General features: G+C 30.3%; 13 protein-coding genes. 4 read left to right on the plus strand and 9 right to left on the minus strand.

Features of this window, described 5'->3' with window-relative positions; translation table 11 throughout:
• Positions 1–593: 593 nt before the first annotated feature.
• Positions 594–1,106 (minus strand): ankyrin repeat domain-containing protein, encoded by a 513-nt coding sequence (locus EG240_RS00005; protein WP_125016126.1) that lies wholly within the window; start codon positions 1,104–1,106, stop codon positions 594–596.
• A gap of 57 nt (positions 1,107–1,163) precedes the next feature.
• Positions 1,164–2,687 carry a catalase gene (locus EG240_RS00010; protein WP_125016129.1) on the minus strand — a complete coding sequence of 508 codons (1,524 nt, stop codon included), beginning with the start codon at positions 2,685–2,687 and terminating at the stop codon, positions 1,164–1,166.
• Between the two features lie 279 nt (positions 2,688–2,966).
• Here EG240_RS00010 and EG240_RS00015 point away from each other — a divergent pair, with 279 nt between their 5' ends.
• From EG240_RS00015 to EG240_RS00025, 3 genes are read left to right on the plus strand one after another with little or no spacing between them, the layout of a single operon-like run.
• Positions 2,967–6,185 carry a toxin-antitoxin system YwqK family antitoxin gene (locus EG240_RS00015; protein ID WP_125016131.1) on the plus strand — a complete coding sequence of 1,073 codons (3,219 nt, stop codon included), beginning with the start codon at positions 2,967–2,969 and terminating at the stop codon, positions 6,183–6,185.
• Entirely contained in the window at positions 6,154–8,091 is a 1,938-nt protein-coding gene (locus EG240_RS00020; protein ID WP_125016133.1) for a hypothetical protein, read from the plus strand. The genes EG240_RS00015 and EG240_RS00020 overlap by 32 nt, the downstream gene beginning before the upstream one ends.
• Complete coding sequence (locus tag EG240_RS00025) at positions 8,088–10,052, plus strand: DUF3857 domain-containing protein (protein WP_125016135.1); 1,965 nt, start codon at positions 8,088–8,090, stop codon at positions 10,050–10,052. The genes EG240_RS00020 and EG240_RS00025 overlap by 4 nt, the downstream gene beginning before the upstream one ends.
• A gap of 33 nt (positions 10,053–10,085) precedes the next feature.
• Here the strand turns inward: EG240_RS00025 and EG240_RS00030 are convergent, their stop codons facing one another.
• The 6 genes from EG240_RS00030 to EG240_RS00055 form a co-directional block, all read right to left on the minus strand.
• Entirely contained in the window at positions 10,086–14,924 is a 4,839-nt protein-coding gene (locus EG240_RS00030) for a DNA repair ATPase (protein ID WP_125016137.1), read from the minus strand.
• Between the two features lie 48 nt (positions 14,925–14,972).
• Complete coding sequence (locus EG240_RS00035) at positions 14,973–17,057, minus strand: flotillin family protein (RefSeq protein ID WP_125016139.1); 2,085 nt, start codon at positions 17,055–17,057, stop codon at positions 14,973–14,975.
• Between the two features lie 89 nt (positions 17,058–17,146).
• Positions 17,147–17,833 (minus strand): OB-fold-containig protein, encoded by a 687-nt coding sequence (locus EG240_RS00040; RefSeq protein WP_125016141.1) that lies wholly within the window; start codon positions 17,831–17,833, stop codon positions 17,147–17,149.
• Between the two features lie 18 nt (positions 17,834–17,851).
• Positions 17,852–18,046 carry a DUF4177 domain-containing protein gene (locus EG240_RS00045; protein WP_125016143.1) on the minus strand — a complete coding sequence of 65 codons (195 nt, stop codon included), beginning with the start codon at positions 18,044–18,046 and terminating at the stop codon, positions 17,852–17,854.
• A 75-nt stretch (positions 18,047–18,121) separates the two neighbouring features.
• Positions 18,122–18,826 (minus strand): PspA/IM30 family protein, encoded by a 705-nt coding sequence (locus EG240_RS00050; protein ID WP_125016145.1) that lies wholly within the window; start codon positions 18,824–18,826, stop codon positions 18,122–18,124.
• Positions 18,827–18,840: 14 nt separating this feature from the next.
• Positions 18,841–19,233, minus strand: a complete 393-nt coding sequence (locus tag EG240_RS00055) for a type III secretion system chaperone family protein (protein WP_125016147.1) — start codon at positions 19,231–19,233, stop codon at positions 18,841–18,843.
• A gap of 94 nt (positions 19,234–19,327) precedes the next feature.
• Here EG240_RS00055 and EG240_RS00060 point away from each other — a divergent pair, with 94 nt between their 5' ends.
• Positions 19,328–19,993, plus strand: a complete 666-nt coding sequence (locus EG240_RS00060; RefSeq protein ID WP_125016149.1) for a helix-turn-helix domain-containing protein — start codon at positions 19,328–19,330, stop codon at positions 19,991–19,993.
• A 56-nt stretch (positions 19,994–20,049) separates the two neighbouring features.
• On the opposite strand, the gene rplS is transcribed toward EG240_RS00060, so the two are convergent.
• Positions 20,050–20,406: a 50S ribosomal protein L19 gene (rplS, locus tag EG240_RS00065; RefSeq protein WP_125016151.1), complete on the minus strand. Its 357-nt coding sequence runs from the start codon at positions 20,404–20,406 to the stop codon at positions 20,050–20,052.
• Positions 20,407–20,546 lie beyond the last annotated feature (140 nt).

Below are 20,546 nucleotides of genomic sequence, written 5' to 3' on the forward strand. Positions count from 1 at the left end.
CGCCTTATTCTCGTGCCAAACAAGCTTTTTTGAAGTTAATTTTTGATTATTTTTTAGTTTACTGAAATTTAATGTTTTGGAGTTTTGAAAATTTGTGAATTTGCAGATTCGAGGGTTTGGAAATGAAAATCCACAAATAATAATATACCACAGATGCACGAATGAAATTTCAAAATTTAAAATTTAATGATTGAAAAATGAAATAATAAAGATGTTGAATACTCCTTAATCTATGTAAACTTTGTTAGATATAAACCTACAAGGTTTGAAAACCTCACAGGTTAACTTTATGACTTTATGACTTTATGACTTTAAACTTTCAAACTTTAAGACTCTTCTTGCGTTAGGGATTGAAGCGATATCCTTTTTTTTTTAATTTTAGAACACATTATATGATTCAAGGAATGAGATTCTGAAACAAGTTCAGAATAACAATAGAAAATATTAAAAAAAGATTTAGCGGAAAGCCCGACCGAGCGGTTTCTATTACATAAAATTTTACTCATATATATAATGAGCGAGGGAACGCCCAAAATATAAAAAACAAAAAAAATCGGGATAAACCCGATTTTAACCAAAAAACACAACCAAAACTATTTCAATAATGAAATAAGTTCTTTATTTTCTTGCATAGTCGCATGATCTAATGCTGTTTTTCCTCTGTTATCTTTTAAAGACTTATCTGCTCCTGCATTCAAAAGCGAAGTTACCATTTCTGGTTTTCCAAAAGTTGCAGCAAAAATCAAACTTGAAGCTCCATTATAATTCACTTGATTTACATTTGCTTTGTTAGCAATTAACAAATCGACCATAGCCGTATTTTGTTTGAAAATAGCTCCCATTAACGCATTGTTACCCGATTTATCTTGAGCGTTTAAATTCGCACCATTTGCAATTAAAAATTGAACAGCCTCTGGTGCATTGTTGTAAACAGCTAGAATTAAGGGCGTGAATCCCTTTTCATTTGTTTGATTGATGTCTACTTTTTCTAAAACATACTTTTTAAGTTCTTCAACATTGTTTGCACGTGAAGCAGCAAAAATATCTTGAGCTTGAACGGAAACAATAGTGAAAGCCAACAATAAGGTAAAAACTAATTTTTTCATGCGATTTATATTTTAAGAAAAGGAGCGCGAGTGATCACACTCCTTAAAATTATTTGATTATTTTTTTATGTATTCTTGAATATCTGAAACTTTTAAGTTTGTCGCTTTTAATAAACGTTCTCCATAAGTTTTATCAGCTTGATAGAAATGAGCGATCATTTTCTTAACAATTACTTTGTTTTGAACTGCATTTAAAGCGCCTCCTAAATTTTTGATTAAGTTATCCTGATCTTTCTTAGAGAATGAACGGAATAATTCACCAGCTTGTGCAAAGTTGTTTTCTTTATCAATTTTAGCTTGAACTGTTGTTGTTCCTGCTGGGAAAACTGATTTTGAATATTTGAACTTTGCGTTATCTACAACTTCTGGTTGATTTGTAGACGGTTGGTAATTGATATCACCTTCTTGTTTACGCATTGACATATAACCATCTTGGTTGTATGTTTTTACGTTATTGATCGGACGGTTTACATCAACTTGTTGGAAGTTTCCACCAATACGGTGACGTTGTGTATCAAAGTAAGAGAATAAACGACCTTGTAATAATTTATCTTCAGATGGCTCGATTCCAGGAACTAAAGTACCAGGAGAGAAAGCTGCTTGCTCTACTTGTTGGAAGTAGTTTGTAGCATTTTCATTCAAAGTCATCGTTCCAACTTTTACCGATTTAGCAACAGCTTCTGGCCAAATTTTAGTTACATCAACTGGATTAAAATCTAATTTATCAAAATCTTCAGCTTTCAACATTTGAACATATAAATCCCATTTCGGAAAATTACCTTTTGCGATTTCAGTATATAAATCTACAGTTGCATGCTCAATTGCAGTCGATTGAATTTTGTTAGCTTCTTCTTGCGTTAAGTTTTTGATTTCTTGCTGCGGAACCCATTTGTATTTTACGTAAGTAACCTCACCATTCTCATTTACCCATTTGTAAGCATGAACTCCGTTTCCTTCCATTTGACGGTAGTTTGCAGGAATTCCGTAATCAGAGAATAACCAAGTTAACATGTGTGTCGATTCTGGTAAATTAGAAAAGAAATCGAATACACGGTTTGGATCAGATGCGTTATTCATAATTGGAGATGGTTTAAACGCATGAACCATATCAGGGAATTTGATAGCATCACGAATAAAGAAAACAGGTAAGTTGTTACCAACTAAATCATAGTTTCCTTCTTGTGTATAAAATTTTACAGCAAAACCACGAGGATCACGGTAAGTTTCAGGCGAACCTTGTTGGTGCGTTACTGTAGAAAAGCGTACCATTAAAGGTGTTTTTTTACCTGCTTGAGATAAAAAATCTGCCATAGTAACATCAGAAAAATCTGCAGAAGCAACGAATTCACCAAAAGCACCTGCTCCACGAGCGTGAACAACTCTTTCTGGAATTCTTTCTCTATCGAAAGCCGCTAATTTCTCAATTAAATGAATATCTTCTAATAAAACTTGTCCGTTATTACCGATTGTTTTAGAATTTTGATTGTCACCTACAGGAGTTCCTGTATTAGTAGTTAACGTTTGAGCAAACGAAACTGACGTTACTAAAGCGAATCCTAATGCTAATGATTTATTCAACATAATTTGTTACGTATAAAAGTTGTTTTTATTTTTTTACATCACAAAATTACTTCGTCAAACTAGGATTTTTAAAGGTTCTTAAATGTTATAATTTATGCTATCATAAGAAATATTTATAACGCTTAATTCTTTACATATAAAAATGTAGATAGAATCGAAAAAAATAGTATTTTAACTTTTTTGATTTTTTATAATTTACAAAAGAAAAACACAATACAAAATCACTATATCAAACTAAAAAATAACAACTTAACAAAAAGAGCATTTATTTAAAACAAAATGAAACATAAAAATTTAATCTTTTCAGCATTACTTTTCAGCATGTTGACTCAAGCTCAAAATGAGAAATCATATTATGACACAGATATTTTTTTTTCTGAAGGAGTTGAATCAACAAAAAATTCAAAATATGATGAATCGGTAATTGCATATAACAAAGTTCATCCGTTAGATTCAAAATATGCTCAAGCTCAATATGAAATGATTCTTTCATTGCTTTATGCTGAAAAAAAAGAAGAAGCATTAAAGATTTGTGAAAAGCATTATAACGACAAGTTATACGAAAATTTTCCTCCGCAATTATTAATACATGGAATTCTATTAAGCGATCTTGGAAAATATGATGAAGCTTTAAAAATCTTTAATGAAGCAGATATATATTTTCCAAATTCTGCTGGTCTAAATTATAACAAAGCCATTGTTTATATCCGAAAAGATGATAAACAAAAAGCTGTTGATTTATTAAAAACGAATATCAAAATAGATCCTTCACATTCATCTTCTCTTTATAACTTAGGTCTTTTGGCGCTTGATGATGGTCAATTAGTAGAAGGTAATTTACTTATGATGACTTATTTGCTTTTTGAACCAGAAAATTCAAAAGCTAAACAGGCATTATTAGCTCTGAACGAAGATTATTCGAAAACATATAATGCAAAACCAAAACTAAAAATCAGAGAAAAAGGAGATGATTTTTCATTACTTGAAGAAGTTTTGAGAAATAAATATCCATACAATAGTCAATTCAAATTATTGATTGAATTTGATGATTTGGCTCCTAGAAATATGCAAGCAATTGCAGAATATTTCAAAGATCACGAAATTAAAGATGGTTATTTTGAGAATCAATTCGGTAAATTGTATAAATATATCGCTGAAAACAATTTAACAAAAGATTATTTATATCATTCGCTTTCGCTTTTTAAAGATGGATTTGCAAAAGAATATAAAAAGAATGAAAAAAGCATTAACGAATTTTACACAAATTATTTGGCTAATGTACTTTGGAGCGAAATGTACAACAAAGCCTATTTGAATGGAAATGAATACAAAGTTTTTATAGATGACAATTCAAAATCGTTTTATCAATTTAAAGATGGTAAAACAAATGGCGATTATTTCTATACTTCAAACTTAGGTTTTCTTGAAACATCAGGGACTGTAAACAATGATTTATTAGTCGGAAAAAAAACAACTTATAATGAAAATGGAACGATTCAATTAGAAGAGAATTTCAAAAATGGTAAAAAAGACGGTGAAGCAATTACCTATTTCCCAAACAACAAAATGATGTTTAAAGGTTTATATAAAGATGATAAACTAAACGGAAAATATGCTGTGTTTTTTCCAACAGAAAAATTGAATTGCGATGGAACTTATGTTAATGACGAATTTGATGGCGAAAGTTTTTGCTATTTTTCTGACGGAAAACCAAAAGTAATCGTGAATTACAAAAACGGAAAACATGAAGGTGCATTCAAAAAATTTAATGAAGTCGGAGAAATCATTGAAGAGACAAACTATAGTGATGGAGAAGTTGAAGGTGAATACAAAACTTATTTTTCTAAAGACAAATTAAAATCTATAAATACAGTCAAAAATAAAAAACCTATTTCGTATGTTTCTTATTATTTAAATGGAAATAAGGAATCTGAATATTTTTATACTGACGGAAAAATAACAGAAGTTAAAGAATATAACATAAACGGAACTCTTGCAACTTTAAAATTATTTAATTCAAAAGAAGATTTATCCAATGTAAAATATTACAACAAAGATGGAAAACTTTTCTATGAAGATAATTATAGCGGTGGAAAAGCAAAACAATCCGTTCAATATTTTGCCGATGGTACGTCTCAAAAATTGAAAAATAATGGCGATATCAAATTCAATGATTTAGATGGAAAAACCTTTTCTGAAGGTAACATGAAAAATGGTTTACTTGATGGAAAATGGAATTATTATTATCCAAATAAAGCTTTAAAAACTGTTTCAAACTACACAAATGGCGAAGAAAATGGAATTAGAACTGCATATTTAGACAATGGATATCTTGATTATATTGTGAATGTTGAAAACGGAAAATTGAATGGGTTGTACAAAGATTATATCAACGAAAAAATCAATTATATCGCATATTATAAAGACGATTTATTTCATGGTCCGGTTACAACCTTTTATTTGAATGGAAACAAAAAAGATGAAAGTTTTTATGTAAACGGAGTTCTAGAAGGCAAATTAAACACCTATTCTCAAGATGGTAAATTAATTCAAACTACGAATTTCATAAATGACATAATTACTGATGTCATCTATTTTTATGATGGAAAAAGTAGTAAAATTGATTACGTAAATCAGGATGGAATTGTTGAAGCAATGCAAAACAAAGCCGTAAAACGAAAAGTTTCTATAAAAAATGGAAACAAAGATGGTGTTTATGAAATTTCTAATACCAAAAACGAATTAATCAGTAAAGAAAATTATGTAAATAGTAAATTACATGGAAAATCTACTGAATATAATGGATTGGGTAAATTAGAATCAGAAAGTAATTATCATGCTGGAGTTTTACACGGAAACGTAAAACATTTCGATTTAAATGGTAAAATGAATGCATTCGACAATTATGAATCTGGTTTTATAGTCGGAGAAAGCATTATCTATCATCCAAATGAAAAGCAATTTGTGGTTACAACATTCGATATAGGTTCAAAAAATGGACCTGAATCATATTACAATTCAGATGGAACTAAAGTTTTGGTTTTGAACTATTTTAATAATTTTATTGAAAGCTATCAAGTTTTAAATAATGAAAATAAAATGGGTGAAGCAATTCCATTTACTTCTGAAATAACTGCGATAAAATCTAATTTTTCAGATGGAAAACCAGCTTTAGAAATGAGTCTTAAGAACGGAATTTTTGAAAATGATTTCATTGTTTACAACTCTAAGAATCAAAAAGATTTTCAGATCAATTATAAAAAAGGAAAAGCAAACGGAACAGCTTTATATTATTTAAATGGTAAAAAATACAAAGCAATCGATTATAAAGAAGGTTATCTTGATGGACAAATCGTATATTTCAATGATCAAGAAAACATACTTTACAGCACCGATTACAAGAATAATGAAAAACATGGTTATTTCAAAGTTCTTGAAAACAACACATTAAAACCAATCAAAAAATATGATTCAGATGAATTGGCAGAAATTCTTTAATATAAAATTAAGCTTGATATTTTTCTTATCGAGCTTAATTTCCTATTCACAGAACTTGACAGAACTTCAAAATAAATATCCGGATGAGAGTGAAATTGCTTTAGAAGTTTCAGAACATTATTTCATTTCATTAAATAAAAACAATGAAATTGAAGTGAAATCAAATTCTGTTGAAGATTATTTACTTCTAAAAAACACTTCGGCAGGAGTTTCTATAAATGAATCTTTGGTTTTTTCTGAATTGATTTCAGTTACAGCTTTCGAAGCATATACCATTGGAAATGAAGCTGAAAAATTCAAAAAAACTCCAGTTAAAATAATCGTTGACAAACCTTACAATTCAAGTTCTGTTTTTGATTCTGATACGAAACTAAAAGTGTTTACGTTTAGTAATTTATCCCAAGGAACCAGAAAAGTTCTGAAACATAATTTGGATTTTAAAGATCCAATGCTTTTACATCGTTTTAATTTTACTGCGGGAATTCCATCAGTTAGCAGAAAAATTGTACTTACGGTTGACAAATCAATCGAAATTGGTTACAAAATTTTTAATGATACAGATCATTTAGTAAAACTTACAACAGAAGAAAACAAGAAAAATACAACTTACACTTTTGTGATTAATGATGCACCGATTTTTAGAAATGAACCTAAAACCGCAGGAAGATCTTATGAACTTCCGCACTTACATTTTTGGATAAGTTCTTATACAATTAAGGGAGAAAAAACTCCTGTTTTTGGAAAAGTTGAAGGTTTGTATAAATATTACAGTGATTTTATCAAAAACGTAAATAAAACAGAAGATCCAGCTCTAAAAAAATTCACTTTAGAACTTGTCAAAGATGCAAAAACGAATGATGAAAAGATGGAAAAGATTTTCAAATTTGCACAAGAACAAATCAAATATGTCGCTTTTGAAAGTGGTTATGAAGGTTTTATTCCTAGGAATGCTTCGCTGGTTTTCGAAAGAAAATTTGGAGATTGTAAAGATATGTCAAGCATCATGACTGAAATGGCAAAATATGCCGAAGTTCCGAATGTAAATTTAACTTGGATTGGAACTAGAGAATTACCTTATTCTTATGAAGAATTACCAACGCCGGCGGTCGATAATCACATGATTGCAACTTATGAAAGAAATGGAGAAATCATTTTCTTAGACGCAACTGATTCGCAAGTTCCTTTTGGTTTGCCTTCTGAATTTATTCAAGGAAAAGAAGCTTTAATCTCAAACGGAGATTTGTTTAAAATTGTAAAAGTTCCAACGCTGACTGCCGACCAAAATAAATATGAAGATGTGTATTCTTATGTTTTGAATGGAAATAAAATTGAAGGAAAAGGAAAATTAAAAACCAATGGTTTAACTCGTTCTTATTATCTTAATGTAATGAGCGACATTTCTAAAAATCGTAAAAAATATATCGAAGGTATTTTAGAAAGAGGAAATGATAAACTAAATGTTGTTTCATTTACTGAAAATAATATTCAAGATAAAACGCTTCCGTATGAAATTGATTATATTTTCGAGAATGATAATTATGTTGTTCATGCTGGTGATGAAACCTATTTGAATATGTTTTTGCATAAACCTTTAATCGATTTAATTTTTGATGAAGAACGAAAAACCACAGCAGATTTAGACCGTTTACAAAATTTTGAATTTAAAACAGCATTCAAAATTCCAGAAAACACTAAAGTTACTTATGTTCCTGAAAATGTAACTTTTGAAGATGCCTTTATAAAGTATAAAATAAATTTCAACAAAACTGCTAATGAAATTCTTCTAAATTATACCATCGAAAATAAAAAAACATACATAAAACCTTCAGAAGTTAAAAGCTGGAACGAATCACTTAAAAAATTAAAATCAAATCTAAACGAAACAATTGTAATCAAAAAAGCATGAGAAATCTAAAAACAAAAACTTTATTAATTCTGTTTTTTGCAGTCGTAAATTCGATGAATGCACAAAAGATGGAATTTAGTAAATTTCATTTTAACGACACTGAAATTGTAATTTCAGAAGAATTTAAAAATGAAGAAGAGATTATTTTAGAGCAAAATATAAAATCTGAATTTAGCTTTGGAAATAGTTACTCAAATGAATATTATTTATTTCACGAAAAAAAACTACTGAATTCAAACATCGCTATAGAGCGAAATAATAAAGTTTACATTCCTTATACTCAAAAAGAAGATTTAATTGTAAACAAACTTCGTGTAATTCTTCCTAACGGTAAAAAGATTGAATTAAAAGAATCGGATATCATGAAGGATAAAAACGAACAAACTGGTGTTACGTACGAATATTTTGCCGTAAATGGTTTAGAAAAAGGTGCAATAATTGAACGTTATTACATTCTTAAAAAACCTGTTGATGTTTCGGGTGAAACGATAAATGTTCAGGAAAATTTTCCGATTGTTAATTTTTCATTAGAATTAATTTATCCAAATTATTTAGAATTCGAAACAAAATCATATAACGGATTAACTGACGCATCTTTTAATAAAGATAAATATCAAGATAAAAATTCAAATTCATTAGAAGCGAAAAATATTCCGGGTTTGAATTCTGATGAACAACAAAGCAATTGGATTCGAAATGTAAAAGCTGTTCGTTATAAGTTAGCTTCGAATAAATCTAAAAACACAAGCAATTTGTATGCTCATAAAGATTTTGTAAGCGAATTTTTTGAAAATTATTATGTTGATTTAGATTCAAAAGACAAAAGAGAATTAGAAAAATTCACATCGAAATTACAAAAATCAACCGATCCATTACTAAATGCTCGTGCAATTGAAGGTTTGATTAAAGAAAATATTCAATACAACCGTTACTATAAATTAAACACAAATATTTCGGATATATTAAAAAGTAAACAAGCCAATTTATTTGATTTAATGAAATTGTATATCGCGGTTTTAAATCAACAAAACATTGAACATGAATTGGTTTTTACAACGGAAAAAGACAAAGCTACTTTCGATAAAGATTTTGAATCGTACGAAAACATCAAAGAAATTTTGATTTACATGACGGAAGCAAATACATTTATCGAACCGATTGCTACGAATTATAGAACGCCTTTAATTGATTTTAATTTTGGAAATAACTACGGACTTTTTGTAAAACCAAAAGTTTATCAAGGTGTAAAAATGCCTGTTACTACAACTCGAAAAATTCATTTTGCAGATAATTTAAACATCACAAATATGGATATTATTATCGATGCAAGTAAAGGAATTGAAGATGCTAGTTTTAAATCAGTTTTAGAATTCACAGGTTACACGGCTTCCTATTTTCAAGTGGTAAAAGATTTTGTGAATGAAATTGATTTCGAAAATATGAAACAAGATTTAGCCTCAAATTACGCCTTTGAAACGTCTAATAAACCAAAAGTTACAACTGTTAATGATGGTGTTGTAAACCTTGCTTTAAAACCATATATCGTTACAATTGAAGGAAATGCTGAAGATATTATTTCAAAAGCTGGAAATAATTATCTGGTAAAAATAGGTTCGGTTATTGGAAAACAAATGGAAATGTACGCAGATAAAGAACGTCAACTTCCGATAGAAATTGATTATCCACATTTTTATACAAGAAAAATTTCAATGATTATTCCTGATGGATATAAAATCAAAAATCCAGAAATCATTAAAATGAATCATGTTTTAACTAAAGATGGAAAAGTGGTTGCTGATTTTATTTCTGATTATAAAATCGAAGGAAATAAATTAGTTATTACTAACACTGAAAATTATGATTTTGAAATCTTACCTGTTTCTGATTATCCGAAATATCGTGAAATTATCAATGCAGCAGCAGATTTTCATAAAATGAATTTGATTATTGAAAAGATTTAAAACAAAAATGAGGTCCAAAAAGACCTCATTTTTTTATACTTGTTTTTTCAAAATCGCTTTGATAATTCCTTCCAAGTTTTCGTTGAATTCCAACAACTGTCCAAAAACTTTGTCGTCTTTATTTAATCCGCCGTGTTTATTGTTTTTTACAAAAGTTGCTTTAATAGTTTCCCAACGTTCTTTCTCTTCATTGGTCATCAAATTAGCAATTTCTTTTAAACGTAATAAATTCGATTCAGTATCGGTTGTCAATGTTTGCGATTCACTTTCGTAATGCGCTAAAAGGGTTTCATCGATTTCTTTTTCGTTCATCATTGGAACAATTTTCGAAACTAATTTTGACATATTTCTATATGAACCTTGCATTTTAAAAGGCGGTTCCGTTCGGTAATCATCTTGCATTGCAGCACTCGAAATATAGTTTTGATTTACTTTTAACACAACATTTCTAATTTTGATTACGTGTTTTAAAACCGCGATAAAATCATCAATTTCTTGTTTCAAATAATTCCCTTCTAAATCAGGAAGTTGCTCTTGATTTTCAGTAACGAATTGGACCAGCTTGTAAAAATCAGTCAAACTTTTCGATGCAATTTTATCTAAATACGAATTATCACTTGTCGCATTTTCAATCAAACTTAAATTAAACAAAGATTCAGTATCGCCAATCACATCACCCAAATTATAAACATCTGCACGATTGGCTAACATATCCGGAATTTGAAATTTTGAACCGCTTTCTGTGTACGGATTTCCAGCCATTACAATGCAAAAACGTTTTCCTCGTAAATCATACGTTTTACTTTCACCATCAAAAATTCCATCAATTTTACGTTGTCCATCAGCAAGTGAAATAAATTTCTGTAAGAACTCAGGACTTAAATGCTGAATATCATCTAAATACAACATTACATTATCAGCCATTTCAAAAGATAAATTTATCTTTTTCAACTCTTCTCGTTCACCCGAAGTTTTAGCTTCAATCGGATCTATCGAAGTAATATTATGTCCGATAGTTGGTCCATTTACTTTCACAAAATGCAAGCCCATCGTTTTGGCTAAATATTCCATCAAGGTAGTTTTTCCGTAACCTGGTGGAGAAATTAGCAACAACATTCCCATTCTGGCAGTGCGCTTATTCTCCCCTGCCGTTCCCAATTGTTTGGCTAAATTATTTCCGATTAACGGGAAATATACTTCGTTGATTAATTTATTCCGAACGAAAGAAGTCAATACTTTCGGTTCAAATTCTTTAAGTTTTAATTCCTTTTCGTAAGCTTTAGAAATTTGTTCTTTTACGTTTTGGAAAGCTTTATAATTTGGTACATCCGTATGAATGAAATGTTCTAATTTCGAAATAAAATTGTGATAATGTTGATTGTAAATTCCATCAACAATTGTATTGTGATTTCCTTTTAAATTTAAAATTTCAATGTTTGAATTTCCATCGTTAAAATGAAATTTATCTTCTGAAAATAAAATCATCGTAGCCACTTCATTCACCACATTTCGATACGAAACATATTTTTCATTTTCATCAATAAACGAAAAAATCCAATTTTCAATCAAATAAAATTTCTCAGTTACTGAAAAACGTTTATCTGAAATTAAACTATTAAAATCAATCGTATGTTTATTTTTTTCTAAATAATTATGAAATTCACGATTGAAATATTCTGCTTCGTTACTCATTGAAAATGCTTGATATTTGGTCAATGTTGTAAACAAATAATTCGCAATATTTTCTGAAGTAGTTTTTGATTTATCCCAATCTGTTTGCCAATTCTCAAATCGTTCTTTGATTTCATTTAAAATATGATTGAAACGGTTTGAATTCGGAAAATTCTTCAAAATCAATTGAGCTGAAACCAACAATGCTTGTAACTTTTCTTGAATTTTAATTTCTAACGAATGCCAAAAAACCTGAGCAGTTGTTCGCGTTTCCGAATCGAATTGCAAAACATTCAGTTTCGAATTTTTCTCAACTAAAGCATTGAAAATTTGCAATGCATCAAAATTATGAACACCTTTTATATAACCTTCAGAATAGTTTTGTTCTATAATTTGATTGATAAATTTTTCTGCTTCGAAATCGTTTTCATTACGTGCTAAAAAAGCTTGATAAGCTAAATATTCAGCACGATAAACGTGTTGATTTTCCGAAACAAATTCTTGATTCCAAATATTTTGGTAACGATAAATTTCTTCGTTTTTAACTTTCTGATAAAAGCTCGTTCCGGTTAAATGAAAAAATAATTCGTTGTTTCGATTCAATAAAGTCAACGCTAATTGCTGCGTATTTACCGTGAATTTATTTTGACCAAGCGCAATGATATTTTGTCCATCAACAAACAATTCGTTTTTATCACGTAAAACTCGAAGCGTATCTTCTTGCGATTTTTTTAAATGATTTTCTAAATTTTCAGCTTTAGAAACATCTTTTAAATCTTTCAATTCTTGAATGATTTGACGCATTTTGTCAATCATCAAATCGGAAGAATAAAACGCCAGAATTTCTTCTTTAACCGAAAAAGTTTTGGCTTTGTTTTCGATATTTTTTAAAACCCGTAAACCAATTTGCTCTAACGAATTGGTGCGTTTATTGGTTTGCTCAACCAATTGTTCGCGCTTGGTGTTAAAGGCCTTAATAATTTCGTCACGTTTATCGGCAATTTTTAAAGCGAAATCATCAAAATCAGAAAACTTACTTTCTAATTCTTCAAGCTGAACAATGATTTTTGTATTGTATTCTTCGGTTTTTTCTGCCGTTGAAGACAATTCTAAAAAATTCACCACCGTTTGCTCTAACAAAGTCATTTGAGCGGCAAATTCGGCAACCGCTTCTTTACTTTTTAGGGCATTGGTTTTACGAGTTAATTGCGCACGAACTTCATTTAAAGAAGCGAAAATAACCGAAATCTTTTCAATGATTTTAGTCGTTTGCGTCGCATCTTCAATCTTTAAACTGTTAAGAATATCAATCAACAATTCTAATTCAGAAGCGATTTTTAAACAAGCTTCTTCAATTTGTTTGGCATCGAAAACTTTTTCAATAGCAGTAACCAAATCTTTCTGAATCGTAACTTTTTCTTCATAAGGAATCAAAGCTTCATCCAACAATAAAAAAGCAATGGTTTTCGCAGATAAATTTTCGTTTATTCCTGAAAGTTGATTTTCAAATTCTTGAACTCGTTCTGAATCGATATAACGAATCGAACGTAAATCGATTACTTTTCCTTGTAATTTTCGAGCTTCAGCTAAATGACCGACCAATAAATCCAATTGATTGTAAATCGTACTATTTACTTTGAAAACAATTTCTTCAATGATTTTCTCCGTTTGTTCTAAATTTTCCTGAGCAAATTTTTTCTGAACTTGAACTTTAGCAAATTCATCAATCGCTGTGTTTGCAATCGATTTAATTTCTTGTAACGGAACCGCTAATTGAAAGGTTTCTTTGGTATTAATCCAAAAATAACTATCAATAATATTATTCGATTTTCGAACGATATCTTCATATAAACCTTCGTACGAATCTTCTTTATTAATTAACTGAATAACTTCTTGCGCTTCGGCCATTGCCTTTACAATATCTTTATTTCCAATTTTGTAAAGCGGATGATTGGTTTGCGTAGCATTTTCAATTAATTGCTGCGTAAACGGAGTTTCCCAAATTTGTACTTGATGATGACGCGTTGCTTCTTCTTCGGTTCGGAAATAAATTAAACTTCCATCTTGAAAAATCGTAAAACCATTACAAATAATCGGTGTTTCAACCGTTTGCTGAATGATGTTGTATGATAATAAAACGTACGTATTTGTATCAGACTGATTGAAGATGTACATAAAATCTTCTCCGTTTGGCGAATTGACACGACGGAAAAATTGTGCATCTTGAATTTGATTATCAAACAAATGATTCGTTCCATTTTGAAGATAATAACCGTTTGAAAAAATCAAACCTTGATTATCTGGCAATAAAACTGCGGAATTTAAAAGTGCTGGAATATTTACGACTTCTTTAGTTCGAACGTTGAAAATAAACGCACGGAAATCTTCCTGAAATGGTTTTACTTTCACAGCGATTAAGTTTCCTAAATCGGCATAAAAATATTCTGCATCATCTAATTGTTGGTCAACATTGGTAACTTTTTCAGAATAAATTCCTTTACCTGTTTCTGTATTATTTTCAATTTTAAACGTGATATCGCCATTAATCGATTCGATAAAAACTTTATCTAAAATCGAAATATGCGGGTGACGTCCCAAACGACGGTCGTCAATCGAAGTTTTTTGCCATTCAAAATCAAATGGTTCGGCTTTTTTAACTTCGTGAATACTTCTATCGTCTTGATAAATTAATTTTCCATCTTTAATCAACCATTTAAAAGCTTTTAAATCTTGTGCACTTTTACTGGTTTGGAAAATCATATACAGATAATTATCTGTTTTTCTGAATTTCGAAAAAATGGAATCTCGGTAATATTTATATAAATTCTGAAAATCAGCAAAGAAATTTTTATCGTCAATCAAATCCAATGATTGTGGAATAAACTGATTTTCTTCAAACAAATAAATACTAAAAACGTCGCTCAATTGGATATCCGTTCGCAAACCAAAATGAACGTTATACCCAAAAATACACAGATGGTCAAACGCAATAATTCCACGCGCAACACAAGTATTTTCGGTAGTAATTCTTTGGTTGGCACTTAATGCAAAATTGGTTGAATTGAAAACTTCTTTACGAGCTTCGTTCAATTTTTGCAAATCGGTAGAAAGCAGCTCCTTTTGGTTAAGGAGCCTTTTTCTTATGATTTCATACGCACCAGCATCAAGCGTTTCGGTAACATTTATGTTTTCTTTTTGCATTAAAATAAAATCTAAAGGTGGTTAAATCAGATTCAAAATTCGGTTGGTTTATCTAAATTTTTGATTGGCAATTCCCAACTGATTTGCGATTCCGAATAACGAATTAATGAAACCTGTATCTTCATTATTTCCTGAAGCCGACGCTGCTTGTTGCAATTTGATTAACGCCGCAGTAATGGTTAAATTTTTAATATCGTTTGAAGAAATTCCGTATTTCTCAGAAATCGAACGGATTTTTCCTGCCAAATCTCCTTCTCCATTTTCATCAATTAACGCATTTTTAATATCGGTTGCGTGTTTTGAATTGTTGATTAAGTGGTCAAAACCTTTCGCATTTGAAACTTGTTTAACGATATTTTCGAAGAACATAGTTTCACCACCAACGATGTCAATTTTCGCAGATTTCAATGCATTAGATAAAACTTCAGCTTGTGCTCCGGCAATATCTTTTTGGATGTTGATTTGAGCCAATTCAACTTCTTTCTCTTTTTGTAATTGCAATTTGAATTCTTCGTGCTCTTTTCCAACGCCATCTAATTTCTTCATTGCTTCAGCTTTTTCTTCAATTCCTTTCGCTTCAGCAAATGCTTTTTCACGAATAACTTCCGCTTGCGCTAAACCTTCTTTTCTATGAGCTTCCGCTTTTTTCTCGATAACATTTGCTTCAGCTGTTCCTTGAGTTTCTTCAGCTTCTGCTTTTGCAATCATTACTTCAGCTTCAGATAAACCAATTGCAGCTTCTTCTTTCGCTTGCGCTTCTGCAATAATTTTACGAGCTTCTGCTTCTTTTGTTGAAGCTTCTTTTTTCGCTTCAGCATCAATCAATAATTCCTGTGCTTTACGTTCAGCAACTTGCTTTTGCGCATCAGCTTGAATTACTAAACGAGCTGCTTCTTGTTCCGATGCGATTTTTGCAGCTTCAGCAGCTTTCACAGTTTCGATTAAACGCTCTTCAGCTTCTTGAGATGCAGCGATAATTCCAGCTTGTTTGTTACGTTCAACTTCACGGAAAACTTCCACATCTTTTACGCCTTGTTGCTCTTCAACAACTCCTTTTTCAAGCATTACACGTTCTTTGATAACACCTTGAATGTTTTTCTTTTCTACCTCGATTGAACGCTCTTTATCAATTTGAGCCAAAGTCACAATTCTTTCACGCTCGGTTTGTTCCAACGCGCGGTCTTTTTCTACTCGTTCTGTTTCAACAGCATCTGTACGAATTTTATTTTTCTCAGCAATGATAATCTGACGAAGTTTGTTTTCTTCTTGAATGGCTAATTGTTCTTCGGTTGTAATACGAACCGTTTCTGCTTTTAAACGTTCTTCTTCACGAACTTTCGTAATTTCTGCATCTTCGCGAGCTTTTATATTATCAATTTCTCTACGCTGACGTTCTTCTTTTTCAGCCAATTGACGGTCTAATTCAAGAATCGCTTCACGTGCTTCAACATTCTGTTTTCTGATTACTTTCTCTTCTTCACGACGAATAAAATTGGCATTCATATTTTGTTGAGCTGTTAACTCTGTAATTTTTTTAATTCCTTCAGAATCTAAAATATTATCTGGACTTAAATATCTTAATTCGGTTTGTTCTAAATAATCAATCGCACAGTCATCTAAAATATATCCATTTAAATCAGTTCCGATGATGTTTAAAATCTCATCACGAAATTCGCGACGTGCTTCATATAATTCAATAAAGTCGAATTTTTTACCAACCGTTTTTAAAGCTTCCGAAAATTTAGCTTCAAAAATGCTTTTCAACGTTTCTTGCTCACTTGCGCGTTCACATCCTAAATTTTGAGCTACATTAATCACATCGTTTACCGATTTATTAACTCGAACGAAAAACGCAACTTTGATATCGGCACGAATATTATCCTTACAAATTAAACCTTCGTTTTGTTGACGTGCAATTTCGATTTTCTTTACAGAAATATCCATAATTTCCATTTTATGAAAAACCGGAATCACATACATTCCTTTATTGAAAGCTACCTGCGAACCACCAACTCCGGTACGAACAATTGCTTTTCCTTGTGGGATTTTTTTATAGAAAACACTTAAAACGATGAAGAACGCAATGATAATAAAGACGATAACTCCAACAGCAAGTAAAATAAAATTTGTCATAAATAATTAGTTTTTTGTGGTTAATTAGTTGAATAAAATGGTAGTTGTAATTTCAATAATTGGATAAATTAAGTTAATAAAAATCATAATTAAAAAGAGTTTAGTGTGATGTGTTTAGTTACTAGATAATAATGTTTTGTTGGAGTTTCGTCGGTTATAATAACCGTATCTCCGAAATTTATTTTTTCGCCTGATAGACTTTTAATATTTAATGTAATAATGTCTTTATCGATAGGAAATTCGGCAAAACCGATTTTATCTCCTTCAATTGTTGATTTCATTTTTCCGACTCTTCCAATGAAATCAGTTTCTTCTTCTCCGTGATATCCCAATTCTTTAAATGCTTTTACTAATGGTTTTGTTATCCAGTGCATCATTATAAATACAATAATAAAAACTGGTATTAATATTAATGTTGACCAAATTCCGAATTCGGCTAATCCTAAAAGAGTTGTTGAAACTAAAGTGATTACCCAACTTATGAATTTAAAAATGGTAAAAATAACCATCAATGGAACTTTCCCTACATTGATAAAATCTAAACATTTGGCAAAAAATGAGGGTTCAGCATCAGCTTCTGCTCCATCCGAAGCATCAAAATCTGCATCAGTATCGACATCAGAAATATCACCTAAATGAATATCTGAATCGCCACCAAAATCAAATCCATCGCCAGCCAAAAATTGAAACACCCAATAGATTAAGGAAAATCCCATCAAGATGGTCATAATTCCGTTTGGCAATGGATTGAATAATAAGTTTAATAAATCTGTCATTTATAGATTTTTAATATTTTATATTGGCCGTTTAAAAGTGTAATAAATTTGCTGAGAAACACCAGACGTTCCAATTGTTGCACAAGTTACAAGTTCCCATCCTTGGCTTCCCATTTTATTAAATTCTAAATTTATTTTATCGACATCAGCAGAAACTTTTGTAAATCCAACTTTACAAGAAACTTCAATGGTTTTATATTCAAATCGTATCATCTTATTCGTTTTAAATTCTTACTAAATTCAATAAATTTTGGTTAAAAAAAAACATTAGAAACAGTGATTTTTAAATTACTCTTCGCTTTTAGATTGAATTTTCAATTTTAAAGCTTCCAATTCATTTTCAATCAAATCACCTTTAAGAGTTTCGTTAATTTCATCATCAACTGTTTTGGTATTGTTCGCCATATAACCATATGCTTGCGCCAAAGCTTCGTCTTCTTCTACTTTGTTTTTCATACGTTCAAGCATACTAACCGTACTGTTCGAATCGATTTTCGCCATTTGCTTGTTCACCATTTTTGTAGCATTTGCCACACGAACACGCGCTTTTAAAGTCGTCAATTCATTTTCCCATTTATTGATATTGAATTTAAGAACTTCGGTATTTTTAAAAACTTCTTCTGCCGATTTTTCGTGAACGGTTACTTGATATTCCAATTCGGCAATTTCTTCAAGCAAGCGTTTCTTAATCATCAAAGCTTCTTTCGCAAGAGATTCGGCTTGTTCAACAGTAATTTCATTTCGATTTGCTTTCTCTAATAACAAGATTGCTTTATTTTCGTATTCTTCTGCTTCTTTGGTTTTAGCTTTTACAGAATTCTGAGTTCGGATTGCCATTGCTTTAACTTTTGCATAAGCTTCCAATGCTTGATTCAAGTCTTCGCGCATTTCACGAATTCCTTGTTCAGTCATTTTAATTGGTTCTTCCATTTTTTCGACTACCGAATGTATTTCGGCTTGTCCGATTCTAAATATGCGTTTAAAAATATTCATCTTATTTGTTTTTTTTATTGTTTAGAAAATTCAATGATTTGAGCAGAAAATTCACTCATTAATAAGCTTAAAGAATTTAAGGTTGCTTCAAACTCATTTTGATCTAAATTTGAGATTTGAAGTGTGTAACGATAAATCACTTTTGTTCCGTCTTCCGTGATTGCAAAAGCTCCGTGGATGATATCGCGATTTTTCATCAACAAGGCTTTAAACATTTCACAATTTTCATTTGTAATGGTAAACAAATACAATTCGAAAATTATAATCGGTGGTGCAATCCCAACTATTAAGTTTTGAATGCCATCCATTAGATTCTCAATCATAAAAACACCTTCACTTTCATTGCTGTAAGAAATGGTATAATCTACGTTTCGAATATAAGTTTCAACTTTAGAGAAATAATTCATTTTGATGTTAATTGTGTTTTTTGTAATTTGCTTCCATAAAATTAAACAATTTGCTAAAAAAATTAGCAAATCAAAATGTTAAAATTTTCTTAAAATGACTAAGATAGGCGAAAATATAAAAAAACTAAGACAAGTAAAGAACTTAACACAGCAATCATTTGCTGATTTATTTGAAGTTAGCCGTGGAAACATCTCTTCATACGAAGAAAAGCGTGCTGAACCAAAAATTGAAACAATTAGCAAAATTGCTAAATATTTTAGCATACCAATTGGGCATTTGATTGAAAAAAACTTAACTGTAAATGAAATATTACACTTTGATAACTATTTCGAGGAAGGTGATCCTTTACAGAATGTTAAAAATTTGAGCAAAATTCCTTTTTTATCGAGAGAAGTTTTACAAGAAAAAAAAGATTTAAAATTAAATATGGATAAATATCCTTCTATCTTTTTCCCTATTTATAATTCGCATACTTTTATTGCATTAGAATACAATTCAGGTTTAGGAGCACCGATTGATTTTCCATATGAAGAACCGACCATTTTGTTTTTTGAACATCTGGAAGTAGAAAATCTACATTTGGTTGAAGATAAATTTGGTCTTTATCTAATAGAAGATGACGTATTTATTGGTAAATACCGTCAAGAAGAAAATGAACTTGTTTTGGAATTAAATCAATGGAAAAAAATCACTTTTAATATTGAGCAAATTCAAAATTTTTATCAGTTGTATTCGGTATATAAGAAGGTGTATAAATAAAAAAAAAAACTCCATCCGAAATACGAGTGGAGTTTTTTATAGTCTTAATTAAAAGATTACTTACGACGTAATTCTTTAATTTTAGCTTTTTTACCAGTAAGTTCTCTGAAGTAGAAGATACGAGCTCTACGAACTTTACCTCTTTGATTAACTTCAACTTTTTGTAAAGCTGGCATGTTGATTGGGAAGATACGCTCTACTCCAACGTTTCCAGACATTTTACGGATTGTGAAAGTTTCAGTTGTTCCAGAACCTCTTCTTTGGATTACAACTCCTTTGAAGAACTGAGTTCTAGTTTTTTCACCCTCTTTAATTTCATAAAAAACTGTGATTGTATCTCCAGCTTTGAAATCAGGAAAATCTTTTTTTGTAACGAATTCGTCTTGTACGAATTTTAATAAATCTAAAGCCATCGCTTAAATAAATTTAGGTTAAATCAGAACAACGTGCACGTTTCTCGCTAGAGGTTGATCCAATTGAGGTGCAAATATAATTCTTTTTATTTATTTGTTCCAAATATTTTATTGAACATTTTTTACCCGAAACATACTCT

The organism is Paenimyroides tangerinum, from assembly GCF_003865405.1.
Taxonomy (GTDB): Bacteria; Bacteroidota; Bacteroidia; order Flavobacteriales; family Flavobacteriaceae; genus Flavobacterium; species Flavobacterium tangerinum.